Annotated in this window: 25 protein-coding genes and 1 pseudogene; 9 read left to right on the top strand and 17 right to left on the bottom strand. The window is 69.7% G+C overall.

Features of this window, described 5'->3' with window-relative positions:
* Positions 1-34: 34 nt before the first annotated feature.
* Positions 35-862 carry an SDR family NAD(P)-dependent oxidoreductase gene (locus ABZX12_RS24505; RefSeq protein WP_355696612.1) on the bottom strand — a complete coding sequence of 276 codons (828 nt, stop codon included), beginning with the start codon at positions 860-862 and terminating at the stop codon, positions 35-37.
* A gap of 70 nt (positions 863-932) precedes the next feature.
* Between ABZX12_RS24505 and ABZX12_RS24500 the strand changes: the two genes are divergently transcribed.
* A complete protein-coding gene (locus tag ABZX12_RS24500) occupies positions 933-1,847 on the top strand; it encodes a LysR family transcriptional regulator (RefSeq protein WP_355696610.1) in 915 nt (304 codons plus the stop codon).
* Here the strand turns inward: ABZX12_RS24500 and ABZX12_RS24495 are convergent.
* Positions 1,803-2,126 (bottom strand): twin-arginine translocase TatA/TatE family subunit, encoded by a 324-nt coding sequence (locus tag ABZX12_RS24495; protein ID WP_355696608.1) that lies wholly within the window; start codon positions 2,124-2,126, stop codon positions 1,803-1,805. The two genes, ABZX12_RS24500 and ABZX12_RS24495, sit on opposite strands and share 45 nt — an antisense overlap.
* 67 nt (positions 2,127-2,193) lie before the next feature.
* On the opposite strand from ABZX12_RS24495, the gene ABZX12_RS24490 reads away from it, so the two are divergent.
* Both ABZX12_RS24490 and ABZX12_RS24485 read left to right on the top strand, forming a co-directional pair.
* On the top strand, positions 2,194-2,874 hold the full coding sequence (locus tag ABZX12_RS24490; protein WP_355696606.1) for a TIGR03089 family protein: 681 nt from the start codon (positions 2,194-2,196) through the stop codon (positions 2,872-2,874).
* 1 nt (position 2,875) lies between these two features.
* A complete protein-coding gene (locus ABZX12_RS24485) occupies positions 2,876-3,664 on the top strand; it encodes an SDR family NAD(P)-dependent oxidoreductase (protein ID WP_355696604.1) in 789 nt (262 codons plus the stop codon).
* Here ABZX12_RS24485 and ABZX12_RS24480 read toward each other — a convergent pair.
* The 6 genes from ABZX12_RS24480 to ABZX12_RS24455 form a co-directional block, all read right to left on the bottom strand.
* Positions 3,639-6,851 carry an adenylate/guanylate cyclase domain-containing protein gene (locus tag ABZX12_RS24480; RefSeq protein ID WP_355696602.1) on the bottom strand — a complete coding sequence of 1,071 codons (3,213 nt, stop codon included), beginning with the start codon at positions 6,849-6,851 and terminating at the stop codon, positions 3,639-3,641. The genes ABZX12_RS24485 and ABZX12_RS24480 overlap by 26 nt on opposite strands.
* Positions 6,852-6,882: 31 nt before the next feature.
* A complete protein-coding gene (locus tag ABZX12_RS24475) occupies positions 6,883-7,302 on the bottom strand; it encodes a cyclic nucleotide-binding domain-containing protein (protein ID WP_355696600.1) in 420 nt (139 codons plus the stop codon).
* Between the two features lie 86 nt (positions 7,303-7,388).
* A complete protein-coding gene (galE, locus tag ABZX12_RS24470; protein ID WP_355696598.1) occupies positions 7,389-8,342 on the bottom strand; it encodes a UDP-glucose 4-epimerase GalE in 954 nt (317 codons plus the stop codon).
* A gap of 62 nt (positions 8,343-8,404) precedes the next feature.
* Positions 8,405-9,037, bottom strand: coding sequence for a class I SAM-dependent methyltransferase (locus ABZX12_RS24465; RefSeq protein ID WP_355696596.1), 633 nt, complete (start codon positions 9,035-9,037; stop codon positions 8,405-8,407).
* Complete coding sequence (locus ABZX12_RS24460; RefSeq protein WP_355696594.1) at positions 9,030-11,045, bottom strand: spermidine synthase; 2,016 nt, start codon at positions 11,043-11,045, stop codon at positions 9,030-9,032. The genes ABZX12_RS24465 and ABZX12_RS24460 overlap by 8 nt, the downstream gene beginning before the upstream one ends.
* Before the next feature lie 156 nt (positions 11,046-11,201).
* Complete coding sequence (locus tag ABZX12_RS24455; protein WP_355696592.1) at positions 11,202-12,035, bottom strand: serine protease; 834 nt, start codon at positions 12,033-12,035, stop codon at positions 11,202-11,204.
* Positions 12,036-12,295: 260 nt separating this feature from the next.
* Here ABZX12_RS24455 and ABZX12_RS24450 point away from each other — a divergent pair, with 260 nt between their 5' ends.
* Both ABZX12_RS24450 and ABZX12_RS24445 read left to right on the top strand, forming a co-directional pair.
* Positions 12,296-13,783 carry an LCP family protein gene (locus tag ABZX12_RS24450; RefSeq protein ID WP_355696590.1) on the top strand — a complete coding sequence of 496 codons (1,488 nt, stop codon included), beginning with the start codon at positions 12,296-12,298 and terminating at the stop codon, positions 13,781-13,783.
* A 12-nt stretch (positions 13,784-13,795) separates the two neighbouring features.
* Positions 13,796-14,794 carry a glycosyltransferase family 2 protein gene (locus tag ABZX12_RS24445; RefSeq protein ID WP_355697185.1) on the top strand — a complete coding sequence of 333 codons (999 nt, stop codon included), beginning with the start codon at positions 13,796-13,798 and terminating at the stop codon, positions 14,792-14,794.
* 86 nt (positions 14,795-14,880) lie between these two features.
* On the opposite strand, the gene ABZX12_RS24440 is transcribed toward ABZX12_RS24445, so the two are convergent.
* The 7 genes from ABZX12_RS24440 to ABZX12_RS24410 all read right to left on the bottom strand — a co-directional run bounded on the left by ABZX12_RS24440 (position 14,881) and on the right by ABZX12_RS24410 (position 20,068).
* Positions 14,881-15,828, bottom strand: a complete 948-nt coding sequence (locus ABZX12_RS24440; RefSeq protein WP_355696588.1) for a type IV toxin-antitoxin system AbiEi family antitoxin domain-containing protein — start codon at positions 15,826-15,828, stop codon at positions 14,881-14,883.
* A gap of 85 nt (positions 15,829-15,913) precedes the next feature.
* The gene (locus ABZX12_RS24435) at positions 15,914-16,684 is read right to left on the bottom strand and encodes an ABC transporter ATP-binding protein (RefSeq protein WP_355696586.1); all 771 of its coding nucleotides are present in this window, start codon (positions 16,682-16,684) and stop codon (positions 15,914-15,916) included.
* On the bottom strand, positions 16,671-17,570 hold the full coding sequence (locus tag ABZX12_RS24430) for an ABC transporter permease (protein WP_355696584.1): 900 nt from the start codon (positions 17,568-17,570) through the stop codon (positions 16,671-16,673). Before ABZX12_RS24430 ends, ABZX12_RS24435 begins: the two co-directional genes overlap by 14 nt.
* Positions 17,571-17,612: 42 nt before the next feature.
* A complete protein-coding gene (locus tag ABZX12_RS24425; protein ID WP_355696583.1) occupies positions 17,613-18,314 on the bottom strand; it encodes a tyrosine-protein phosphatase in 702 nt (233 codons plus the stop codon).
* Positions 18,315-18,319: 5 nt separating this feature from the next.
* Complete coding sequence (locus tag ABZX12_RS24420) at positions 18,320-19,003, bottom strand: hypothetical protein (RefSeq protein ID WP_355696581.1); 684 nt, start codon at positions 19,001-19,003, stop codon at positions 18,320-18,322.
* A gap of 58 nt (positions 19,004-19,061) precedes the next feature.
* Entirely contained in the window at positions 19,062-19,385 is a 324-nt protein-coding gene (locus ABZX12_RS24415) for an AzlD domain-containing protein (protein WP_355696580.1), read from the bottom strand.
* Entirely contained in the window at positions 19,382-20,068 is a 687-nt protein-coding gene (locus ABZX12_RS24410; RefSeq protein ID WP_355696578.1) for an AzlC family ABC transporter permease, read from the bottom strand. Before ABZX12_RS24410 ends, ABZX12_RS24415 begins: the two co-directional genes overlap by 4 nt.
* Positions 20,069-20,134: 66 nt before the next feature.
* On the opposite strand from ABZX12_RS24410, the gene ABZX12_RS24405 reads away from it, so the two are divergent.
* The gene (locus tag ABZX12_RS24405) at positions 20,135-20,689 is read left to right on the top strand and encodes an XRE family transcriptional regulator (protein ID WP_355696576.1); all 555 of its coding nucleotides are present in this window, start codon (positions 20,135-20,137) and stop codon (positions 20,687-20,689) included.
* 106 nt (positions 20,690-20,795) lie between these two features.
* Complete coding sequence (locus ABZX12_RS24400; protein WP_355696575.1) at positions 20,796-21,875, top strand: ricin-type beta-trefoil lectin domain protein; 1,080 nt, start codon at positions 20,796-20,798, stop codon at positions 21,873-21,875.
* 52 nt (positions 21,876-21,927) lie between these two features.
* Here ABZX12_RS24400 and ABZX12_RS24395 read toward each other — a convergent pair whose 3' ends face one another.
* Positions 21,928-22,758 (bottom strand): SAM-dependent methyltransferase, encoded by an 831-nt coding sequence (locus ABZX12_RS24395; RefSeq protein WP_355696574.1) that lies wholly within the window; start codon positions 22,756-22,758, stop codon positions 21,928-21,930.
* A gap of 156 nt (positions 22,759-22,914) precedes the next feature.
* Here ABZX12_RS24395 and ABZX12_RS24390 point away from each other — a divergent pair, with 156 nt between their 5' ends.
* Positions 22,915-23,793, top strand: coding sequence for a helix-turn-helix transcriptional regulator (locus ABZX12_RS24390; protein ID WP_355696572.1), 879 nt, complete (start codon positions 22,915-22,917; stop codon positions 23,791-23,793).
* A gap of 161 nt (positions 23,794-23,954) precedes the next feature.
* Here ABZX12_RS24390 and ABZX12_RS24385 read toward each other — a convergent pair whose 3' ends face one another.
* Entirely contained in the window at positions 23,955-24,446 is a 492-nt protein-coding gene (locus tag ABZX12_RS24385; RefSeq protein ID WP_355696570.1) for a helix-turn-helix domain-containing protein, read from the bottom strand.
* Positions 24,447-24,573: 127 nt separating this feature from the next.
* Between ABZX12_RS24385 and ABZX12_RS24380 the strand changes: the two are divergent.
* Positions 24,574-24,897 (top strand): annotated as a pseudogene (locus ABZX12_RS24380) (GNAT family N-acetyltransferase); the annotation flags it as partial.
* Positions 24,898-24,922 lie beyond the last annotated feature (25 nt).

The following is a 24,922-nucleotide window of genomic DNA, read 5'->3' as shown; positions in this document are numbered from 1 at the left end:
CGGCGACTACGGTACCGCGGGGTCCGCGAGGGTCTTACCGAGGGGTGGGCGGCTTCCAGGGGAGCACCTCGCCGTCGCGGATCAGCTCGCCGTACCGGTCCGGGTCGACGCCGTCGGCGAGGATCAGGTCGGCGATCGGTACGACGGCCTCGGCCGGGGACTTCGCCTGGCTGAAGTCGTCGAACCACGGCCGCGACGCGCGCGTGTCGACGAGGCCCGGGCAGACGGACGCGACCAGGGTGTTCTCCGCGAGATCCCGCTCGCGACGCTCGGCCGCGACCGCGCGGACCCCGGCCACCTGGGCCACCTTCGACGGCAGGTTGATCCACTCCGGCCAGCCCTGCTGCTGCGCGGTCCCGTCGTGCACCGCCGTACGCCACTCCTCCACGACCTTCTCGACGTCCTCCAGCGAGGCTCCGTCGAACCGGTCCCACAACTCCTCGGGCAGCTGCGCCAGCGTCCCCAGCGAACTGGCCACCACGATCAACCGCCCGCCGGGCCGCAGGATCGGCCCGAACGCACGCACCACGTGCTGCGCCCCGAGATTCGCCACGTCGACGAACTCGTCCACCTGCTCCTGCGCCGACTTCCCCGGCTCCAACGGCCCGACAGCGTTGGCCACCACGATGTCCACAGCGCCGAGTTCCGCGGCCAACCGGGCCACGGCGTCGCCGTCGGTCACATCCAGAACCCGGCCCTCGACCCGCGCCTTCCCCTCGACCCGAGCCGCCGCGGCGGCGACGCGTTCCGGGTTCCTGCCGGTCAGGAGGACCAGGTCCTCGGGGTTCATCCGCTTGGCCAGTTCTTCCACCAACGCATATCCGATGCCTTGATTGGCGCCGGTCACCAGTGCTGTTCTCATGGGGCCACCGTAGGTCGACGCCTGGTATGACTCCAGCGAAAGTTCCGCACAGGTGGTATGCGTAGATGTCATGGATTTCACCGATGTCTCCCTGGTCGCGCTGCGGGTGTTCCGGGAGGTGGCGGAGCGGGGTACGTTCACGGCCGCGGCGGCCGCGCTCGGGTACACGCAGTCGGCTGTGTCCCGCCAGATCGCCGCCCTCGAACGCGCAGCGGGCAACCAGCTGCTCGAGCGCCGCCGCGAGGGCGTCGTCGTCACCGCTGCGGGACAGGTCGTCCTGCGCAACGCCGCCGCCGTCCTCGACCGGATCGACGCGACGGCTCGCGAACTGGCCGGCCTGCCGGCCGAAGGCGGAACGGTGCGGCTCGGCTGGTTCCCGAGCGCCGGCGCGGTCCTGGTGCCACGCGCCGTCAGCGCGGTCCGCCGTACGCACCCGGCGATCACCGTGACGACGCGGGAGGGCTCCACGCCGGCGCTGGTCCGGGCGTTGCGCGCCGGGACGATCGACCTCGCGCTGATCGCGTCCGCACCGCCGTTCCGACCGCCGGACGCCGAGTCGCCGGCCTTGAGACTCGAGACGCTCGCGGAGCGGAGCCTGCGGCTGGCGGTGCCGACCGGCCACCGGCTCGCGGCGTACGAGGCGGTGGACGTCGGCGAGCTGCGCGGTCAGCGGTGGATCGCCGGGCCCGCGTCGAGCAGCGAACTGTGGATGGGCGTCTGGCCCGGTCTGGACGAGCGGCCGCTGATCGCGCACACGGTCCGCGACTGGCTCGCGAAGCTCCACCTGGTCGCGGCCGGGGCAGGACTCACCACCATCTCCGCGTCGATGGCGTCGGCGGTGCCGCCCGGTGTCCGCGTGGTCACCGTCCGGGGCGGTCCGCAGGAGCTGCGCCGGACGATCCTCGCCCGGCTGCCCGGCCGGCTGCCGGAGCCGGTCGCGCTACTGGCCGACGCCCTGCGCGCCGCCGCCCTCGAGATCACCTGAGCCCTGCGGAGCCGGCGCCTGCGGAGCTGGTACCTGCGGAGCTGATACCTGGGGAGCTGATGCCTGGGGAGCCGTGGGAGCCGTGGCCTGGGGAGCCGCCTGCGCGACCTGCGCCGGCGTCTCGTCGTCGTCACCGTGCCGGGCCTTGTCGAACTCCTTCATCGCGCGGGCCGCGTTGCGGGTCAGCTCGGGGAGTTTCTTCGCGCCGAACAGCAGGACGACGATGACCAGGATGACGATCCATTCGCCGCCTTCGGGCAGCGCGAGTTCTGGCACCATGACAAGCCTTCTTTCCGGTCAATCCCCGTCCAACCTACGTCGGTCCGCGAACCGTAGGGTGGGCCATATGTCACGAGTTCTGCCCGAGCTGTTCGCGGCCGCGGTCCGCCGCGACGGCGGCGCCCCGTTCCTCACCTATTACGACGACGCGAGCGGCGAGCGCATCGAGCTCAGCGCGGTCACCACCGCGAACTGGGTCGCGAAGACCGCCAACCTGCTCGTCGACGAGTACGACCTCGAGTCCGGCGAGACCGTCGCGATCGGGCTGCCGCCGCACTGGCTCGGCGTGGTCTGGGCGCTGTCCACCTGGTCGGCCGGCGCTGCGCTGACCAGCGGCACCGGCACGCTCGCGATCACCGGCCCGGACGTCGCGATCCGCGGCGAGCGCGAGACGGTCGCCTCCGCACTGCTGCCGCTCGGCGGCCGCTTCCGCGAGCCGTTGCCGGACGGTGTCCAGGACTACGGCGCCGAGGTCTACAACCACCCGGACGTGTTCGTGCCGCTCGACCCGCCGACGCCGGCCTCACCGGCGTACGACGAGCTCACCCACGAGGACCTGATCGGTGCGGCAGAGCCCGTCGGCGACCGGATCCTGGTCACCCGGAGCCTGGTGGACCGCCACGGGCTGGGACTGCTGGTCGGGGTGATCGCCGGAGGTGGTTCGATCGTGCTCTGCAGGAACCTGGACCCCGCCACGGTGGAGCGCCGGGTGGCGGACGAGAAGGTCGACCGAGTGGTGGAGGGGTAGCGTGCAGCGGTTCGACGGAAAGGTCGCCCTGGTCACGGCGGCGGCGCAGGGCATCGGTGCGGCGGTCGCGCGGCGGCTCGCCGCCGAGGGCGCCGCGGTGCTGGTGACCGATCTCCAGGAGGACAAGCTCGCCGAGGTCGCGGCCGGGATCGGCGAGCGGGCGCTGCCGTTCCACCTCGACGTAACCGACACCGGCGAGGTGCAGGCCGCGGTCGCGGCCGCGGTCGAGCGCTTCGGCCGCCTCGACGTGCTGGTGAACAACGCCGGCGGGTGCATCGTCCGGTCGGTGCCCGAGGACGCGACGCCCGAGGAGTTCCACGCGCAGCTGGACCTGACGCTGGTCGGCGCCTCGCGCTGTATCCAGGCCGCGCTGCCGCAGTTGGTGAAGAACCGCGGCAACGTGGTCACGATCAGTTCGGTGAACGGGATCGCCGCCTTCGGCAACGTCGAGTACTCCGCGGCCAAGGCCGGGCAGATCGCGATGACCGTGAACTACGCGGCCCGGTACGGCGGGCTCGGCGTCCGCTTCAATGTCGTTGCCCCAGGCACCATCCGGACCCCGAACTGGGACAACCAGCCGGACACGCTGGAGCGCTTCGGCGCGATGTACCCGCTCGGCCGGATCGGCGAGCCCGAGGACATCGCCGCCGCGGTCGCCTTCCTCGCCTCCGACGACGCGTCCTGGATCACCGGCCACACCCTGCCCGTCGAAGGCGGCGTCCTCACCGGCCCCGGCGTCCTCGACCTGACGACGTCAGGCCCGTTCAAGAAGGAGTATCCCGGGCTCTGACCAGCTGCTCGGCTTCGGCCAGGGCATCGGGATCGCCCGTGGTGCGGTACAGGCCACGCAGCGCGTGGGCCTGTTCGAGTTTGTTGCCGAAGGCACCCCAGTCTGCGGCTGCGCGCGCGAATCCGGCGGCCGCGGCCTCGGTGTCGCCGCGGTGTTCCGCGAGCAGCGCCCGGGCCGTCGTCGCGGCGTACTCGCGCATCGGCAGCACCGGCTCCACGAAATCCGCAAGCTCGGCCGCGGCGTCGTGGTGCCCCACGGCGAGCGCCGCCCGCACCAAGGACGGCAGGCGGACGTCGAATTCGATGCTGCCCTGCAGATCGGCCAGTGAGGCGAGCAACCGCAGGATCTCCAGGACGCCGTCCCGGTCGCCGGCGCGCGCCCGCGTCGTCGCCGCGGGCGAGGCCGCGACGGCGATCATGTCCGGCCAGCCCGCCTCGACCGCCAGCCGGTACGCCTCCTCGGCGTGATCGCGAGCGCCGGGAAGGCCGGCGTCGGCCTCCGCCACCGCCAGCGCACCGAGGACCTCGATACGCCTCAACACGGTGAACGCCGGTGAAGGACGCTCGAGCTGGGCCCGGCACGCCGCGATCACCTCGGCCGACCGGCCGGTCTCGATCAGCAACTGCAGGACGGTACAGCCGATCTGCTCCTCCATCTCGGCCAGCCGGCGCCGGGCGGAGAAATCGCGAGCCGCTTCCAGCTCGCCGAGGGCAACCAGCGGCCCCTCGATCTGCCACAGCACCCAGCCGTAGTTCAGCCACGTCACCGCCGCATCGCGACCCCGGCCGCCCTCGAGCAGCGCGGTCAGTCCCTCCTTGACGTCGACCAGCCCGCCGGTGTCCCCCAGACCGACCCGGGCGAGCCCTCTCGACTCCAGAGCCCGGTGCGGTACGGCGTACCCCTGCTCGGTCGCGATCCGCAGGGCGCGGTTCGCCGAGTCGATCGCATCCTGGTAGCGGCTCGCGACCACCCGGATGCTCGCCTGTCCGGACAGCAACAGCACCAGGTCCTCGCTCGGCCCGAGCTCCTCGAGCATCCCGACCGCCCGGTCGACCGTCGCCAGGCTCTCCTCCATGCTGCTCAGCGAGTACGTCGAGGCTCGCAAGGCGAGCGCGACTCCGCGGACGTCGCCGATCGCCTCGAATCCGGCGATCGCGTCGAGGTACGCGGCCTGGGCGTCGTCCAGGCGGCCCGCCTGGAAGGCCGCCCAGCCCCAGCGCAGCAGGACCGTGGGACGTTCGGGGTCGCCGGCCGGGCTCAGGGCCAGCGCGCGGTCGAGCAGGGCGAGCGCCTCGTTGGTGTCGAGGTTCATCGCCAGCTCCGCGGCCGCCAACTGGTGGTGGCGCGCCCGGGGCGCGATCTGCGCCACCGCGGCGGTATCGCCTCGGGCGGCAGCCAGGTCGAGTGCGGTGGTCAGGTGGTACGCGATCAGGTTCGGCGTCTCGGCCTGACAGGCAGCGCAGCGCAGCTCGAGCCAGTCGGCGGCCGCGAGGTGCCGCGCCGACCGGGCCGCGCGCGGCACCTGGCTGTAGGCGACGTCGCGGGTCAGTGCATGCCAGAAGGAGTACTCGTGCTGGTCCAGCATCGACGACCGCCGAACCGGTCGCACCAACTCCTTGCGGGCCAGCAACTGGAGCGCTTGGACGACGTCCGCCGGGTCCTGGCCGGACATGGCGGCGACAGCTTCGGCCCAGAACACCCGGCCCACCACGGCGGCATCCGCGAGCAGTGCCTTGCGATCGGGTTCCAGCGTGTCCAGCCGGGCCGCGATGAGCGCGGCGATGCCCGCGGGCAGCTCGGCGGCGGTGGCCTGGTCCGCGCCGCAGTCGGTCACGACCCGCGCGAGTTCCTCGGCGTACAAGGGGTTGCCGTCGGCACGGCGTACCAGTCGCTGCCGGACCTCCGCCGGTACGTCCTGGCCGGCGAACATCCCGGTGAGGAGTTGATCGGTCTCGTCCGCCGTCAGCGGTGACAGGCCGAGGGTGAGGGCGTTCTGGACGCCGCGGGTCCACTGCGGTCCGCGTTCGAGCAGCTCGGGCCGGGCGGTGACGACGACCACCAGCGGCAGGTCGGTCAGCCATTCGGCCAGGTGATCGACGAAGGCGAGCATCGCGTCCGTCGCCCAGTGCAGATCCTCGAACACCAGGACCACGGGCGACTGCTCGGCGAACGACTCCAGCAGTTGCCGCCAGGCCGCGAACGACTCCTCCTGGGTCGCCGGCCCCGGCTGGGCCGACTGGTCGGCGCCGACCAAGGGGCCGACCCGGGCCCGCAGCCAGGCACGGTCCGCGCCGTCGGGCACGATCGCGTCGAGCTTGGCCACGGCCTGCACGGGCGGGTCGGTGTCCAGGATCCCGGCCTGCACCTTGAAGATCTCGGCGATCGGCCCGAACGGCGTCTCGCCGTACGGCAGCGATCGGCCTTCGCGCCAGATGACGAGCTCGTCGTGCCGGTCCAGCCAGGCGCCGAACTCCGCGGTCAGTCGTGACTTGCCGATGCCCGGTTCGCCGAGCAGGGTGACGAACTGCGGCACCCGCTCCGCGAGGGCCTTCTCGAACGCCGTGCACAGCAAGGTCAGATCGCGCTGCCGGCCGACCATCGGCGTCGTGAGATCGCGGATGACGTCGGTCCCGAAGCGTGCTCGCGGTGGGCCGGCCCGCCAGCGTTCGACCGGACGGCTGATTCCCTTGGCCGCAACGGGTTCCAGCGCGTCGTAGCCGAAGACGCGGTGCGTCGCCTCGTGCGTACCGTGCCCGACGACGACTGCGCCGATCGGCGCGGAGGACTGCAGGCGGGCCGCGAGGTTGACCACCATGCCGGTGACGAACGGCTCGCCGAGCTCGGGTCGCGCGCTCAGCTGGACCAGCGCCTCACCGGTCTCGATGCCGATCCGCACCTCCAGCGGCCCGTCCGGCAGCGTCCGCACCGCGTCGAGGATCGCCAGGCCGGCCCGGACCGCCCGTTCGGCGTCGTCCTCCCGGGACCGCGGTGCGCCGAAGACGGCCAGGATGGCGTCCCCGGCGAACTTCTCGACGGTTCCGCCGTACCGCTCGACCGTCTGTCGCAGGGTCGAGTGGTACGGCGCCAGCCAGCGCCGGACGTCCTCGGGGTCGGCGGACTCGGACGCGGTGGTGAAGCCCACGAGATCGCAGAACAGCACCGTGACGACCTTGCGTTCCTCGCTCATCGCGCCCCCACGCGGTTCCGGCCGGATCGGTTCAGCTCTCGGACTCGAGGTCGCGGATCCGGGCGGTCAGGGCTTTGAGCAACGCCTGGGCGACCTCCGGGTTCTCCTTCACGACCGGCTCGAACGCCAGCGCGGACAGGGCGAACGTGCTCAGGCCGTCCGGCCCGGCCACCACGGTCGCGGACCGCGGCAGGCCGTCGATCAGCGAGATCTCGCCGAAGTAGTCCCCGACTCCCAGCGGCTCACGGACGACGCCGTTGACCTCGACGGCGGCCGAGCCCTCGAGCACCACCTGCAGGCCGGCGTCGTGCGCACCCTGCTCGATCACCCGGCTGCCGGCCGGAACCTTCAGCGTGGTGCCACGCTCGATCAGGTCGGACAGCGTGTCCTTGGACAGCCCCTCGAAGAGATCGATCTTCGCCAGGAACTGCGGCAGGCTCTCGTGACTCATGGATCGCACCCCTCGATCGTGCCCGATGTCCGGGCAGCAACTGTGAACTGCGCCACAGGCTACAACCGCCGGGGATCGCTCACCACTCAGCTTTTCGGCCAGGCTTCCCAGGCGGTGGCGAACATGTCGTCGACCGTGTACGTGTTCTGCCAGGCCAGGTCGCGGGCGGCCAGGTCGCCGTTCGCGACGACGCGGGACGGGTCACCCGGGCGGCGCGGGCCCTCGGTCGGGGTGAAGTCGATGCCGGTGACCCGGCGGGCGGCGTCCATGATCTCGCGGACCGATGTGCCGGTGCCGCTACCGAGGTTGTAGACCGGTTCGAGGGTCTTGCCGGACTCGAGCGCGCGGGCGGCGGCTACGTGCGCGCGGGCCAGGTCGGCGACGTGCACGTAGTCCTTCACCGACGTACCGTCCGGCGTCGGGTGGTCGGTGCCGTAGATCTGCGGCACCTTCCCCTGGGTGAGCAGGTCGCACACGATCGGGAACAGGTTGTACGGCGACGCGTCGTACACCGTCGGGTCGCCGGAGCCCACGACGTTGAAGTAGCGCAGCGAGGTGTGGTGCAGCTCGGTCGCGGCGGCCTGGTCGCGGAGCAGCCACTCACCGATCAGCTTCGACTCGCCGTACGGCGACTGCGGGTCGGGCTCGGTGTCCTCGGTGACGACCTCGTCCTTCGGGGTGCCGTACACGCCGGCGCTGGACGAGAACACGATGTTGCGCACCGACGTCTCCGCCATCGCCTCGAGCAGCGACACCATCGCGGTCACGTTCTGCGTGTAGGTGTGCAGCGGGCGCTCGACCGAGACTCCGGCGTACTTGAAGCCGGCCAGGTGCACGACGCCGTCGACACCCTCGAGCGCCGTCCGGACAGCCGTCGCGTCGAGCAGGTTCGCCCGCACGAACGGCACGCCGTCCGGGACGAACTCCGCCTTCCCGCTCGACAGGTCGTCGATCACGACCACGTCGATCCCGTCGTTGCGGAACGCGCGCACCACATGCGCCCCGATGTACCCAGCACCACCAGTCACGAGCCACGTCATGTCTCAGATCCTGCCACCAGGCCGCACCCGGAACGCCGGAAACGGGCCGAACCCGTACCAGATCAGCAGACGGTTGCCAGCCAGAAGTAGGTCAGCTCGGTCCACTCCGCCTCGGCCGGCGCAACCTCGGTCGCGAGCTCCTCCCGGGTCGGGAAGTTCTTCAGCACCTCGAAGGTGCGCCCGTCCGACAGTTGCCGGGTCTGGTACGTGTCGCCGCCGGCCGTCGTCCGGGTGATCGGATAGTTGCTGCCCTCCACGTACCGGTTGTCGGCGAGGATCACCACGCCGCCCGGCTCGACCCGGTCCAGCAGCCCCCGGACCCAGCGCCGTACGTCGGCCCGCGGCACGTGGGACCAGAAGAAGCCCGCGAAGACCGCGTCGAAGCGGCCCTCGACGGCGCCGAGGTCGTACGCGTCCGCGGTCTCGAAACGGACCTCGGCCGGGCCGTAGGACCGGGTCCGGGCGACGGCGAGCGTCTCGTCGTTCAGGTCGGTCGCGACCACCGACCGCGCGGTGGTCGCGAGCGCCGTCGTCCAGTAACCGGTGCCGGCGGCAACTTCCAGCACCGACCGGCCGGCGACCAGCGGCGGCAGGAGGGCCCGCAGGCGGGCGAGGTCCTCCTGCCGTTCCGGCTTGTCGTACACCGCGTCGTACTCCTGGGCCCGCTCGCGGTAGTAGTCGGCGAGCTCACTCACGGGTTCCCAGTTTCGGTGCCAGTTTCGGTGCCAGTTTGGGGGTCAGCAGGAACGCTCCGACGTAGAGCAGCGCGGCGATGATCAGCAGGCCGTGGAAGCCGATGATCAGCGCGGCGTACTCCAGGCAGCCGCCGAGCATCGCGCCGAGCAGGTTCGCGCCGAACGACGCCGTCCCGTCGGCGGTGTCGGTGAACCGCTTCGCGAAGATCACGTTCGCCGCGAAGATCGGCGTGAACGCGATCAGTACGGCGACCAGCGCCCGGAGCCCGACCGGCATCGACAACAGCCAGCTGTCCGGGAACACCCACGACAACGCGAGGCCGCCGAACAGGATCGCGAACATCACCTTGATCGGTGGTGTCTTGAACCGCCTGGTCACTTCGACCGCCGCGAGCACCGCCACCAGCACCCCGGCGAAGACGATCGCGTTCACGACCCACGTCGTACCGAACAGCAGCGCGAAGCCGGTGATGCTCTTGGTTTCCAGCAACATGAACCCGGCGCCGAGCAGGAACAGGTCGGCGTACGGGCGCATCCGCTTGTACGACGCACCGCCGCCGGCGATCCCGACACCGACCAGGCCGGCGACCAGGATCAGCCCGAGCGTCACCAGGTACAGCGACGGGATCCGGTCCGTGAACAGGTACAGGAACGGACGGTTGTCGGTCGCGGGCGGCGGCGTCTGCGCGGTCGCCCCCGGCCACTCGGCGGCACACGTCTGGTCCTGCTCGGTCAGACCGACCGTCACCACCGCCTGCTGCAGGCCGTCGCCGATCTTGTCGACACACGGCTTGTGGCCGAACGCCTGCTCGGCCGTCGACGCCAGCCGATCGATCAGCCAGGTCTCGCGGTAGTAGTTGTACATCGCGAACGCGCCGCCCGGGTTCAGGTGCTCCTTCGCGGACTCGAACGCCTGCTGGGTGAACAGGTAGCTCTCCAGCCGCAGCGAGCTCGCGCCGTTCACCAGCGTCAGCGAGTCCGGCAGCGCCAGCAGGATCAGGTCGTACTTCTTGTCCGTCCGGGACAGGAACGCGCGCCCGTCGTCGATGTGCGAGCTCACCCGCGGGTCCTGGTACGGACGGTCCGGGTGCAGCGCCTTGCCGAGGTCGCGGATCCGCGGGTCGATCTCGACCGCGTCGACGTGCTGCGCGCCCTTCTTCAGGGCGATTGCCACGTCCGAGCCGGAACCGGCGCCGATGATGAGCACGTTCTTCGGCTGCTTGCCGGCGTTCGCCCGCTCGTACGGCAGCCCGTACTGCGGCTCCCACTGCAGCCGCGCGTCGGCCGGGATCGCCTGCTGGTGCGGAACGCCGTTCACCGTGATGGTCAGCAGCGGCACACCCTCCCAGGTGTACTGCTTCGTCTGCACCTTGTAGTACGGCGACCAGCTGTTGTCGGGCTTGGTCGACTCGTGGAACAGCACGCCGAGCATCACGATCAGCGGCGACAGCACGAGCGCGGCACTGACACCGGTCGCGACCGCGCGGCGGCCGGAGAACGCGGCGGACCGCGGGATCATCAGCGCGGCGAACACCAGCGTGACGATCAGTCCCCACCAGATCGGCGGCGCGCCCAGGAACGACAGCGCCGTGAACGTCACGATCCCGACCAGGCTGCCGACCAGGTCGAACCGGTAGGCCGTCAGGCGCGGCAGCTCCGCGAAGCAGCGGCCGACCAGCTCGGCCGGGCCGGCCAGCACCACGGCGGCCGCGACGAAGATGACCGGCAGGATCACCCAGACCGGCGGGCCGGTGGTGTTCAGGCTGGTGAAGTAGATGACGCTCGACGAGCTGCCGCGATCGACGGTGACCGGCTTCCAGGCGATCACCAGGACGAGCAGGCCCAGCATGATCGGCGAGTAGTACGGCAGCCGTTTGGCCCGCCCGGAGCGGAGCACGCCGATCCCGATCCCGAGGAACGAGCCGAGCAGCACGAAGTTCGAGAAGTAGCTGAGATGGACGACGTTCGAGCCGGTCCAGCGGATCAGCGCGAGCTCGACGAACAGCATCAGCGCACTGGACGCGACCAACCGGGTCCGAACTCCGAACGGGCTCGGCCAACCGGTTGTGACGACTTGATCAGTAGCGGAGTCGACTGCCATGCGGGGCGACGTTACCGGATATCGAAGTGGTCTGCGTCACCCCGCGGGCATCGTCACCGTGTGTCAGTGGCGGCGGGCCGGCTTGGGGAGTTCGCAGCCCGTCTTGTTCAGGTCGATGGTCCGGTTCGCGGTCAGGCAGGTGTAGAGCCACCAGGTCTGCTGGCCGTACGCCGCGCCCTGGTCGACCGTGACGTTGCCGTCGGCGTCCACCTCGCACGGGTTGTTGAGCGTGCACTGCTCGCCGTCCTCGTTACCGGTGTTGTTGACCCCGATGACCTCGCCGGTCGAGGTGCTGACCACGGGCGATCCCGACGTACCGCCGATGGTCTCGCAGCCCGGCTGCTGGTACTTGATCGAGTTCTGCCAGGTCCAGTCGCCCTCGCGGAGCTGCGGGATCGTCGCCTGCACCGAGCAGGTGTAGATCCGCTTCCAGTAGCCGGACACGACCGCCATGCCGGCGCCGTCCGCGGGGCCCTGCTTGGCCAGCGTCAGCGGAGTCACGTTCAGGCGGGTCTTGATCGAGGCGTAGGTCTCGTTGACCTGGTACACGATCATGTCGGTCTTGGTCATCGTGCCGAACAGGATCTTCTCGGCGCGGATCGTCCCGGCCCGGCTCGAGTCCGGCTTGAGCAGCGTGATCGAGCGCGTCGACGTCTTGTTCACCAGGACCTGGCCGGGCTGAAGGAAGCCACCCTCGTAGCAGTGCCCGTTGGTCAGTACCAGGGCCTTGTCGGTGGAGACCGACTCGGCGTACCGGACGAGGGAGGCGGAGCAGTTGCTGAGTGCTGCGATCCCGGTGAAGTCGGCGCCGGGCGCCGCGGCGTGGGCGGAGCTCGTGCCGAGAAGGGTGGTGCTCGCGACCGCGGTGGCAGCCAGAAGCGTACGGAACAGTTTCATGGGGCGGTTTCCTCACTGTTTGGGCTTGGAGACTTCGTAACGCATCCCACCGCCGCCGACCATCACAGCCGTGTGAAGCAGGGTGAGATCAGGGGTTTTCCTGCGCTCCGTGTCAGGACTGCTACTCTTCGTCTCCGGATCCGCCCGGTCTCGAACCATCGCCTGCCCCGGCACGTCATACGGAATGACGAGGAACGACAAGGTACGGTCGGCAGTGCCCGCCCGGAGGACTGCGTTGGATTTTCAGGGGGAAGGACGTCATGCCGCAGGAGAAGCCAGACCTGCGCAATCTCCGCGAACCGGTGCGGTTCAAGCGTGCGCTGGCCTTGCTGTTCATGACCCTGGTGCTGCCCGGGTCGGCCCAGATCGTGGCGGGCAGCCGCAAGGCCGGCCGCTGGGCCTGGCGGGTGGTCGCCGGCCTGGTCGCGATCGTGGTCTTCTTCATCGTGCTCGGCCTGATCTGGCGGTCCGGCACGATCAACATCCTGGCCCGCCCGGGCACGCTGCGGATCGTCCAGGTGCTGCTGATCCTGCTCGCGATCGGCTGGGCCGCGCTGTTCGTCGACGCGTACCGGATCGCGCAGCCGCTGACGCTGGAGCGCAACCACCGGCTGGTCGCCAGCATCCTCGACGGCGTGCTGATCTTCGTCGTGGTCGGCGCCCTGATCTACGCCAGCGTGATCGTGAACACCCAGCGCGACTTCGTCGCCAGCGTGTTCGGCAACGGGCAGAAGTCGAAGGCCGAGAAGGGCCGCTACAACGTGCTGCTGATGGGCGGCGACTCCGGCGCGGACCGGATCGGCACCCGGCCGGACAGCATGACAGTGGCCAGCATCGACGCGGACACCGGCCGGACGGTCCTGATCGGCCTGCCGCGGAACCTGGCCAAGGTCCCGTTCCCGGCCGGTACGGCGATGGCCAAGCAGTTCCCGGACGGCTTCCACTGGAAGAACTGCGGCGCCGAGTGCCTGCTGAACGCGGTCTACACCTACGCCGCCGGTCACAAGAACCTGTTCCCCGGCGACCCGAACCCCGGTGAGACCGCGACCACCCAGGCCGTCGAGGCGGTCACCGGGCTGAAGATCAACTACTACGTGCTGATCGACCTGGCCGGCTTCCGCGACCTGCTGAACGCGGTCGGCGGGATCACGCTGGACATCGGCAAGCGGGTTCCGATCGGCGGCGGCAGCTCGCCGATCAAGGGCTACATCGAGGCCGGCAAGAACCAGCACCTGGACGGGTACCACGCGCTCTGGTTCGCCCGGTCCCGGGCCGAGTCGTCGGACTACGAGCGGATGGCGCGGCAGAAGTGCGTGATGTCCGCGATGCTGAACCAACTGTCGCCGTCGACCGTGCTGACCAAGTTCCAGGGCATCGCGTCGGCCAGCAAACAGGTGGTCAAGACGAGCATCCCGGCGGGCGAGCTGGGCACCTTCACGGATCTCGCGCTGGACGCGAAGAAGCTGCCGGTGTCAAGCTTCTCCGCGGTCCCGCCGTTGATCCACACCGGCGACCCGGACTTCGCGCTGATCAGGACCAAGGTCGCGGAGGCGATCGCGAAGTCCGAATCGCTGGACAAGGAGGGCTCGGGAGGAGACGGTAAGACTTCGAGCACTCCGAGTAGCAGCAAGCCGACCAGCAGTACCACGACGAAGAAGCCGAGCACGAGCACCACCAAGAAGCCGACAAGCTCTCCGACCACACCCGCCACCGGCGTCGACGACGTCGCATCGATCTGTAAGGCCTGACCTGATATGCCGCTGTCCCACTGGCCACCCGTGTCCGTCGTGATGCCCGTGCTGAACGAGGAACGCCACCTCGAGGAGGCGGTCGGCCGCGTACTCGACCAGGACTACCCCGGTGACCTGGAGGTCGTCCTCGCGATCGGCCCGAGCAAGGACCGGACCCAGGAGATCGCGGACAAGCTGGCCGAGAAGGACCACCGGATCAGCATCGTGCCGAACCCGAGCGGCAAGACACCGGCCGCGCTGAACGTCGGGATCGCGCACGCCAAGCACGACATCCTGGTCCGGGTCGACGGGCACGGCGCGCTCACCGACGGGTACATCACCCGCGCGGTCGAGGTGCTGGAGGAGAGCGGCGCGGACAACGTCGGCGGCGTGATGGCCGCGGAGGGCCGGACCCCGACCGAGATGGCGGTCGCCTGCGCGTACCGCTCCCGGCTGGGCCTGGGCGCGTCCACGTTCCACCAGGGCGGCAAGGCCGGCCCGGCCGACACCGTGTACCTCGGCGTGTTCCGGCGGGCCGCGCTGGAGCGGGTCGGCGGCTTCGACGAGACCATGCACCGCGCCCAGGACTGGGAGCTGAACTACCGGATCCGCAAGACCGGCGGCCTGATCTGGTTCACCCCGGACCTGTCCGTCACGTACCGGCCGCGCTCCTCGCTGTCCGCGGTGGCCAAGCAGTTCTTCCACACCGGCCAGTGGCGCCGCGAGGTGATCCGCCGGCACCCGGAGACCGCCAGCAAGCGCTACCTGGCGCCGCCGGTCGCGGTCATCGGCCTGGCCGTCGGCACCATCCTCGGCATCATCGGCCTGGCCACCGGGATCAGCTGGCTCGACATCGGCTTCCTGGCCCCGCTGGGCTACGCCCTGCTGCTCATCTTCGGCTCCGCGATGGAGGGCCGCTACCTGCCCTGGAAGGCGCTGTTCTGGATGCCCCTGGTCTGCGCGACCATGCACGTCTCCTGGGGCCTCGGCTTCCTGATCGGCCTCCGCGAACGCCCCAAAGCGGTCTAACCGCGCTGGATATCCTCTCCTCTTGAGGGTTCTCTACTGATATGTGAGAGCAGAACCCCCAACGCGAGTGGATATCTACGAGCAAGTCAGGCTGTGCGGCGGTGGCGGTTCAGCGTCCGGAGCATGTCGGCGGCCAGATCGGCGGGGCGGTCCAAGTCGGACCAATCGGTGCGGATCACGGTGAGGCCGATGGCGCGGAGCCGGTCCTCCCGCTGCTTCTCCCGGATCAGAACCTCCGGTGAGCCGCCGCCGTACTTCAACGCGCCGTCGAACTCGGTCACCGTCTCGTAGCCCTCGAAGTCGAAGTCGACCCGGGCGATGAACCCGAAACGGTCGTGGAATTCGGTCTGCAGCCGAGGTCGGGGCAACCCCCGCTCGTACATCAAGACCCGGAGCCGAGACTCTCCGACCGACTCGGACAGTCCGTTCCCGAACCGCAGCGCTTGCCTGGCTACCGATGATCCGGGCCAGAACGCCATCACGGACTGAAGTCTCTGCATCTCGTGCTCCCCGAGGTGGCCGGCGCGAAGCGCCGCGTCGACGCCGACCACCGCTACCTCGAACGACGTCGCGCAGGCAGATTCGAGGGTCGCGCGTGCGACGCTGGTCACGAGCAGACCGTCAACGACACTCAGGTCAGCGTCGGTCAGCACTCCGAGGTGATGCTGTACTCCGGCGACGACGCCACCGGAACGTCCGTCCACCCGGGTGACATGCACGCGATTGAGGTCCAGGCCCCAGATCGGCAGACCGTGCAGGACCATCGCCGACTGATGGCTGACCGCGATCGAGCCGGGGCGCATCGCGTTCACCACTGCGTGCACCTGCCGCAGATGCAGCAGGCGGGTGCGTTCCCACGGCGGCAGAGCAGTCAGGTCCAGCGTCTCGGCGTACTGACCGCGTCGGATCTGCTCCCAGCTGCCGCCCTTCAGGCGACGCACGATCTGTTCGTGCGTACATCCACTGGCCAGGGCCTGGCGACGGCTGAAGACGCCACCTTGTCGCTGCGCGATCTGTCTGAGTCGCTCGTTCACCCACCAAGCATCCACCGACCCGGTACCGCTCAGATCACCTGACCGCACATCTGTGGATAACTGGATATCCAGTCATGTTGCAGGCTCAGCCTGGTCTGGTGGACTTGATGTAGGCCGCGACGACCTCGTCGACCGGTCCGTCGAGCTTCAGCACGCCCGCGTCCAGCCAGAGGGCGCGGTTGCAGGTCTCCTGCACCACGTCGAGGCTGTGGCTGACCAGGAACACCGTGCCGGCCTGGTCGCGGAGCTCCTTGATCCTGCGCTCCGACCGGACCCGGAACTCGGCGTCGCCGGTCGCCAGCGCCTCGTCGACGAGCAGGATGTCGTGCGTCTTCGCCGAGGCGATCGCGAACTTCAGCCGGGCGGCCATCCCGGAGGAGTACGTCGACATCGGCAGGTCGATGAAGTCGCCGATCCCGGAGAAGTCGACGATCTCGGCGTACCGGCGCCGGATCTCGTCCCCGGACATGCCCATCGCCAGGCAGCCGAGGACGACGTTGCGGTCGCCGGTGAGGTCGTTCATCATCGCCGCGTTGACGCCGAGCAGCGACGGCCGGCCGCCGGTGTAGACGGCCCCGGAGGCGGGCGGCAGCAGGCCGGCGATCGCGCGCAGCATCGTCGACTTCCCGGAGCCGTTGCGCCCGATCACGCCGATCGCGTCGCCCTTGTACGCGGTGAAGCTGACGCTCTTGACCGCGTGCACCTCGCGGATCGTCGGCCGGTCCTGGCGCTTGACGATCCGGCGCAGCGCGGTTGCCGCGGTCCCCTTGCCGCCCTGGCCGGCGATCACCTTGTAGATGATGTCGAGGCGGTCGGCGATGACCGTCGGTTCAGCCCCCGGATCAGCCTCGGCCATAACGGTCCTCCGCCTGCCAGAAGTACAGGAAACCGGCCGCGAGCATCACGAACGACCAGACGATCGCGATCGTCCACGCGTGCGGCAGCTGGTTCGCTTCGTGTTCGGACAGCAACGCGCGCCGGACGATGTCGATGTACGCCGAGATCGGGTTGAGCGCGAGTACCTTGATCACCCAGGCCGGAGCGTCGACCTCGTCCAGCTTGGCCGGCAGCGAGAAGAAGATCCCGGACGCGTACAGCCAGGTCCGGGTGATGAACGGCAGCAGCTGGGTGATGTCGGAGACGAACGTCCCGATCCGCGCGAAGACCAGCGTGATCCCGACGTTGAACATCACCTGCAGCAGCATCGCCGGGACGACGAGCAGCCAGCGCCACGCCGGGCCGTCGGTGAAGCCGACGACCACGAACAGGATGCCGAGCGAGACCAGCATCTGGTTCAGCTCGTTCAGCACGTAGGCCAGCGGCAGCGTCGCGCGCGGGAAGTGCAGGGTGCGGATCAGGGACAGGTTCAGGGCGAGCGAGCGCGACCCTTCGGTCATGCAGCGCTGCGTGAACGTGAACACGAAGATCCCGCTGAGCAGGAAGGCGACGTAGTTGTCGATCCCGTTCTTCGTGCCGAGCAGCACACCGAAGGCGAGGTAGTACACCGCCGCGTTCAGCAGCGGGGTCAGCACCTGCCAGATCGATCCGAGGCGCGCTCCGGCGTACATCGCGTAGGTGCGGGCGGCGGCGTAGCTGACGACGAACTGGCGCCGGCTCCACAACTCCTGCAGGTACTCCCCGAACGGCGGCCGCACCGAACTCCGGGAGAGCCCATAACGTCGAGCCAGCGCCGCTGCGTCGGTCAGCCCGGTCTGCCCGGTTGGGTCTGCGGCGGTCGGCATTGCGCCAATGTACTGCGGTGGGTGACGTCTCGGTGACTCAGGTCAGGCCACCAAGCGGGCTCTCAGCTTGTCCAGGTCGGCCGCGGTCAAACCACCGTGCCGCAGGTATGCCTCCGGTCCGCCGTACCGGTCGTCCAGATGCCGCAGGATCGCGACGATCGACTCGGCGCGGGTGTCGCGGAACTCGATCATCTCCGGGTGCCTGGACGCGTCCGGTTCCGCGGCGAGCTGCTCGGCCAGCCAGTCCGCGAGCCGCGACTGGGTGAGGTAGTAGTCGGCGACGATCTCCTCCTGGGGGACGCCGGCCACGCTCAACGCGAGCGCGACGACCATGCCGGTGCGGTCCTTGCCGCCGTGGCAGTGCACGACCACCGCACCGTCCGGCTCGTCCGCGATCGCCTTCACCGCGGCCGCGAACAGCTCCGGCCGCTGGTCCAGCATCCACGTGCACGCCTCGACGATGGTCGGTTGCCCGTGGTCCGGGTCCGCCGGGTCGGCCAGCCGTTGCCGCACCGCCAGCGCCGTACCGGTGAACGGCGTCGGCGCGATCGCGACCTCGCCGTCGCCGCGCAGGTCGAGGATCCTGCTCACGCCGGACCGCCGGACGGCCTCGACGCCGTCTGCGGTCAGGTACTGCAGGCTGTCCGCGCGGATCAGCACGCCCTCGCGCACCGCCCGCCCGTCGCCGGTCGGCAGGCCACCCACGTCGCGGACGTTGCGGCACCCGGGCCAGTCGAGATCCATCGCGGTCACCTGTCCTGCGGCCGGTCGCCGGGGCGGTCCTGCGGGCGGTCCGGATCGGGACCCGGGCGGTACGGCGGTGGCGGCGGGAAGGTGTGCTGCCGCGACGGCGGCATCGGCGGGTAGTTGCCTGGGGCACCGGGTTGCCCGGGGAAGGTGTTGGCCGGGCGTCTGCGCCGCGCGGCCTTGACCGCGCCGACGGTGAGCAGCGTGATACCGAGCCCGATGAAGATCAGGAACGAGAAGACGGTGCCGAGGATCGAGAGCACGAACGCGACCACCGACGACCGCGGCCCGGCCGCGTACGTCGCGCTGGTCTCGTCGTCGGTGCACGAGATGCTGTAGTCCCCGGCCGGCACGGTCTGCGTCGACCGGGCGACGACGTACCAGCTCTCGCCGTTGATCGTGATCGTCTCCGACCCGCTCGGCGGCTTGATCGGTACGTCGTTGCCGTTCGCGTCCTGGACCTCGCACGGCGGGGTCAGCACGGGGATCGACGCGTAGATCGTCAGTCCTGGTTTCGTCAGGTGGACGACACCGTTCTCGATCGGCTGCGGTGTCCGCGGCGCGGTGACGACGATCCGCCAGACGAAGAACCCGACCACGATCGAGCCGATGACGAAACACGCGACCGCGAGCTTCGGCAGAACCGACTTCTTGGGCGCCTCGGGTGCCGGCGGATACATCGTCATACCCGCACGGTAGCTGCTACGAGGGCTGACGGGTGAGCGTCAGGTTGTCGCACTCGGCTCAAGGGACGCCGAGCAGGCGGAGACCGGCGGCGGTGGCCGCGGCTGCGACCACGACGAGGACGAACGGTGCTCGGCGCCAGGCCAGCACACCGCCCACCAGTACGCCGGCCGGGCGCGCGACGCCTGCCGGACCGTGGCCGTCGGTCAGGGCGGAGGTGGCCACCAGCGCGGTGAGCAGGATGATCGCGGCCGCTGCGAGCAGTTGCTGCGCCCGCTCCGGCACCTCGAACCGGCTCCGCAATGCCGGCCCGGCGAACCGCAACGAAAAGGTGCCTACGGCAAGTACTCCGATGCCGATCAGCAGCAGCGGTGTGTTGTTCATCGGGAGACCTCCACGGCCGGCTTCTGGGCGCGGTAGAACAACAGGCCCACCAGGGCGAACAGAACCGGCAGACCGGCTGGAAGGAACGGCGTTGCCGCCAACGCGATCACGACACCGACGAGGGCCGCCGTTCGCGTCGACCGATCGCGCAGCGCGGGCAGCACCAGCGCCAGCAACACGGCCGGGAACGCCGCATCCAGACCGAACACGTCGGTGTCGGTGATCACCGAGCCGGCGAGGCCGCCGGCGACGACGCCGATGTTCCAGCAGACGAAGATCCCCAGGCCGCCCGCCCAGTACGCCGCCCGCTTGTGCTTCAGGTCGTCCTGGCCCATCGCGAACGCGACGTTCTCGTCGGTCATCACGTGACTGCCGAGCCAGCGCCGCCACCCGCCGCCGATCACGTCACTGACCGCCAGCCCGAAGGCGACGTGCCGGCTGTTCACCAGCAGACCCGCGACCATCGCCGCGATCGGACTCCCGCCGGCTGCGACGATCCCGACGAACAGGAACTGCGACGCGCCCGCGAAGACCACGACCGACAACAGGATCGGCACCCACAACGGCAGCCCGCCGCCGACGCTGATCGCGCCGTACGACAGCCCGACGACGCCGTCGGCCAGGCAGACCAGGCCGATGTCGCGGGCGAGTCCCGGATCGAGTGTTCGCCAGATCGAACGCATGGGCATTATGATGAACACCTCGCCACGCGTTCGTCAAGCCGAACAAGTAGACCGATGGAGCGAACAATGGACTCCCGCGCACCCCTGGACGTCATCGCCGCCTCCCTCCGCCGGCATCGGGCCCGGGCCGGCCTGTCGCTGACCGAGGTCGCGAAACGCGCCGGCGTCGCCAAGTCCACGCTGTCGCAACTCGAGTCCGGTACCGGCAATCCGAGCGTCGAAACCCTGTGGGCGCTGGCCGTCGCGCTCGACACCCCGTTCGCCGCACTGCTCGACCCGCCGCGCCCGCGGGTACAGATCATCCGCGCCGGCGAGGGCCCGGCAATCTACTCCGACCAGGCCGACTACAGCGCCACACTGGTCGCGTCCAGCCCGCCGAACGCGCGCCGCGACATCTACCGCATCGTCGCCTCGCCGGGCCCCGGCCGGAAGTCCGAGCCGCACATGCCCGGCGTCGTCGAACACGTCGTCCTCGGCTCCGGCCGCGCCCTCGTCGGCCCGCTCGACGATCCGGTCGAACTCGGCCCCGGCGACTACATCGCCTACCCGGGCGACCTCCCGCACATCTTCCAGGCCCTCGAGGAAGGCACAGCGGCCACGCTCGTTTCCGAGCACGTGTAACGTTAACTGCTCACCTCTGGACATTCGTGTGCAGTTCTGCGCATCATCAGCTCAGAGAGCTCTCTGGTCGAAGTCCGCCCCACTTCGCTTGGAGGTAACACCCCCGATGAGACTCAAGTCCGTGCTCGTGTGCGCCCTGCTCGGCCTCGCGGCCGCCCTGGTTCCGGCCTCGCAGGCCGCCGCCGTCGGCGTCACACCCGGCACCTACGTCAACTACACGTTCGACACCCCGTCACTCACCCAGGCCGAGTTCCGGATGACGATCAACGCCTCCCCTGGTCGCGCGAACGTCTACTGGTCCAACCAGTTCGGCTTCACCGGCGGCGACGTCGGCGGGTACACCGGCATGCAGACCCACCGCGACGGCGGCGGCATGTTCCTGTACTCGCTCTGGAACTCCACCGACTGGAAGGCCGGGGACGCCGGCACGTACTGCATCCGCTTCCAGGAGGACGGCACCGGCGGCAGTTGCCGCCTCGACCAAGCCCCCACCGCCGGCCACACTTACGCGTTCGCCGTCGCGAGCGAAGGCAGCGGCTGGTACGGCGTCACGGTCCGCGACCTGACCGCCGGTACGTCGTTCAAACTCGGCAGCCTGCAGACGGGAGCCGGGAACACGATCAGTACGTCGGGCATGGTCAGCTGGACCGAGTACTTCGACTGGAACAACGACCAGGCGACCTGCGACGACGAGCCGTACTCGAAGCTGACGATGAGCGCACCGACGAGCGGCAGTCTCACCGCCCACTTCACCGGTACGTCGGAGAGCAGCGGTTGCGCCGCCGGCAGCCAGGTCACCCTGAACGGCTCGACCGCCGCACAGGAGAATGGCATCGGCAACTCGGCATCGGGCGACATCCGCGGCAGCGGCGGCTGCCTGGACGTCTCCGGCTCCGACGGGACGACGATCCTGCTGTACAGCTGCACCGGCGGGAACAACCAGAACTGGGTGCATGCGCAGAACAGCACGTTCCACGCCCTGTTCAGCTGTCTCGACGCGAGCGCCACGCAGGCCGGTTCGGTGATCCTCTACAGCTGCCACGGCGGCACGAACCAGCAGTGGACACTGCCCGGCGACGGCACGATCCGCAGCGGCGGCCGCTGCCTCACCGCGCCGGCCACCCTCGGCAGCGCCGTAACAGTTGCCACCTGCAACAACTCGGCCGCGCAGCGCTGGACGTTCTGAAACCCACCGCGACGCCCGGGACAGCGATCCCGGGCGTCGCGAAGTACCGCTGCTAGATCTTTCGGCCGACCGCGCCGACGATGCACTCCTCGACCTGGTTCAGCGGCTTGATCCGCGGGCCGTCCGGCCACCAGTCGTCGCAGAGCACCAGGCCCGGGTCGACCAACTCCTGGCCGGGGAAGAATTCCATCAGTTCCGCGCGGGTGCGGAACCTGCCGCTGCCCATCGGGCTGTGGATGAACTTCTCCTCCATCTGCTGGGCGACCTCGGTGTGCTCCGGAGTCTCAGGGTCGAAGAAGTGCGAAATCACCGTGTACGACCCGGGCACCACCGCGTCGACGTACTTCTGCATGATCTGCGCACCTTCGGTGCCGATGTAGTGGTGCAGCGTGCCGGCCTGCATCACGGCGATCGGCTGGCTGAAGTCCAGGAAGTCCCGGACCTCGGGCCTGCTCAGCACCTCGTCCGGGTCGAAGATGTCGGCGCTCACGAACAGGGTGTTCTCGTTCTCCTCCAGCAGCGCCCGGCCGTGCGCAAGCACCACCGGGTCGTTGTCGATGTAGAGCACCTTGGCCTCGGGCTGGATCCGCTGCACGACCTGATGGGTGTTCTCGGCGGTCGGCAGGCCGGACCCGCAGTCGAGGTACTGCGTGATCCCCGCCTGGCCGGCCAGGAATCGGCAGGCGCGGATCAGGAAGTTCCGGTTCGACCAGGCCAGGTCCTGGGCCTGCGGCGCGGCGGCCTGGACTCCGCGCAGTACCTCGCGGTCGACTTCGAAGTTGTCCTTGCCGCCCAGGAAGGCGTCGTACACCCGGGCGATGCTGGCCCGGGTGGTGTCCACGCCGACCGGGATCGAACTGGGTGCCTTGGTGGCGTCGACCATCAGTAGAACCTCGCAGAGGGTGATCGGGGAGTCTGTGCGTCCGACTCTACTGACCGTAGGGCGCCATGAACACACCGTGCAGGCCCGGTGCGGGATCGCGTTCTGTTGTGAAATGATCAGCTGTTGGTAACGGACACACGGCGGGGAGGCGAGAGGGTGACCGAGCCGGGCGCGTACGGCGGCCCGACCGCCCTGCGCATCATGCTCGGCGTGCACCTGCGCCGGCTCCGTGAGAGCGCGGGCGTCAGCCGCACCGACGCGGGCTGGGCGATCCGCGGCTCGGAGTCCAAGATCAGCCGCCTGGAACTCGGCCGGGTCGGGTTCAAGGTGCGCGACGTCGACGACCTGCTGACGCTCTACAAGCTCGACGACCCCGAGGAACGCGAGCGGCTGCTGACACTGGCCCGCGACGCGAACAACCCGGGCTGGTGGCAACGGTACGACGACCTGACGCCGCAGTGGTTCCACTCCTACCTCGGCCTGGAGATGGCGGCCGACCTGATCCGTACGTTCGAGTTGCAGTTCGTCCCCGGACTGCTGCAGACACCGGACTACGCGCGCGCCGTCGCACAGCTCGGCCGTCAGGACCAGTCGTTGTCACGAGCCGAGCGGGAGCGCCTCGTTTCGTTGCGGATGAGCCGCCAGGAAGTGCTGACGAGGCAACGGCCTGCCCGGCTGTGGGCCGTCATCGACGAGGCGGTGCTGCGCCGCCCGATCGGCAGCCGTGCGATTCTCAAGGCCCAGTTGGAGCACCTGATCGAAGCCGCGCGCCGGCACAACGTGACGCTGCAGATCATCCCGTTCGACAAGGGCGGGTACACGGCGACCGGCGGCGCGTTCACGCTGCTCCGCTTCAACGACGCCGACCTTCCCGACATCGTCTACATCGAGCACCTGACCAGTGCGGTCTACCTCGACAAGCGCGAGGAACTCGACACGTACGTCGTCACCATGGACGCACTGTCGATCACCGCGGCCCAGCCCCGCGAGACCGAATCCATCCTCCGCCGGGCGATCGCGGACCTCGACGGCTAGGGCATGTCTGATAATCCAGCGCCGTCGCGAGGAGGTGCTCGGTGCGGTAGCTCGGCGTGCGGGAGCGAAGGTCTCGATGCGGCGCATCGTGGCCTTTGCTCACGTGCGGCGAGCTGCCGTGCCGAGTGCCCCGCAGTAGGCGCTGGATTATCAGACATGCCCTAGCGCGGTTGTGCGCCGGGGCCCGGCCGGAAGGCGACCTCGCGCGGGCCCGGCTCGTGGCCGGCCTCGCACTGCATGACCACCGTGACGCGCTCGCCGCAGTCGCCGCGGTGGCGGGGCTCGATCGGCGGGCCGGCGTCGAGCGGCAGATACTGGTCGGCCCACTGGATCATCGCGACGAGCACCGGATAGAGATCGAGTCCTGCCTGGGTCAGCCGGTACTCCGAGCGCTCCCGTTGACCGGGCAGGCGGTACGGATGGCGGCGGATCAGGCCGCGCTCGATCAGCGCGGCGAGCCGCTCGGTCAGCACCTGCCGCGGGATCCCGGCCCGCGCGCGGATGTCCTCGAACCGGCGGACCCCGACGAAGACCTCGCGCAGGACGTGAAAGGTCCACTTGTCGCCGAGGATGTCCATCGTCCGGGAGATCGTGCAGTTCTCCGTGGACCAGTTCATCGCCTCGGGCAACTGTTCGCCGACCACCATGCTCATACCTCGATGATAAGTCCACTTGACAGACTCAGCCAAGTGGAGCAAGGCTGAATCCGTGAATCAGACTCAGGCGAGACCGCCACTCGTCCGCCGCGCCGGCGAACCCGACGCGGACGAGCTGGCGAGGATGCTGTCCGGGCTGACGGACCTCAGCCGCTACTTCCGGTTCCAGACCGCGATCGGTTCGCCGCCGCGCCAATCGTTGCTGCTGCGGATGCTCTGCCCGACCGGCGCAGCGTTCGTCGCGACCCGGGCCGGCGCGATCGTCGGCCACGCGATGTGGGCCTGGGCGCCCGGCGGGTCGACCGCCGAGCTCGCGGCCGTGATCGCCGAGAACGACCAGCGCCGGGGCCTCGGCATCCGGATGCTGTCGATCGCCGCCGCCGACGCGATCGCCGCCGGCGCCACCCGTTTCCTGTTCGTCGTGAGTGCCGCCAACGACCGCACGATCCGGATGATCCGCCGCCGCTGGCCGG

The sequence above is a fragment of the Kribbella sp. NPDC003505 genome (assembly GCF_040610875.1).
Classification (GTDB): Bacteria; Actinomycetota; Actinomycetes; order Propionibacteriales; family Kribbellaceae; genus Kribbella.
The sequence above is the reverse complement of the archived record's forward strand: the minus strand, read 5'-3'. Positions and strand labels throughout refer to the sequence as shown.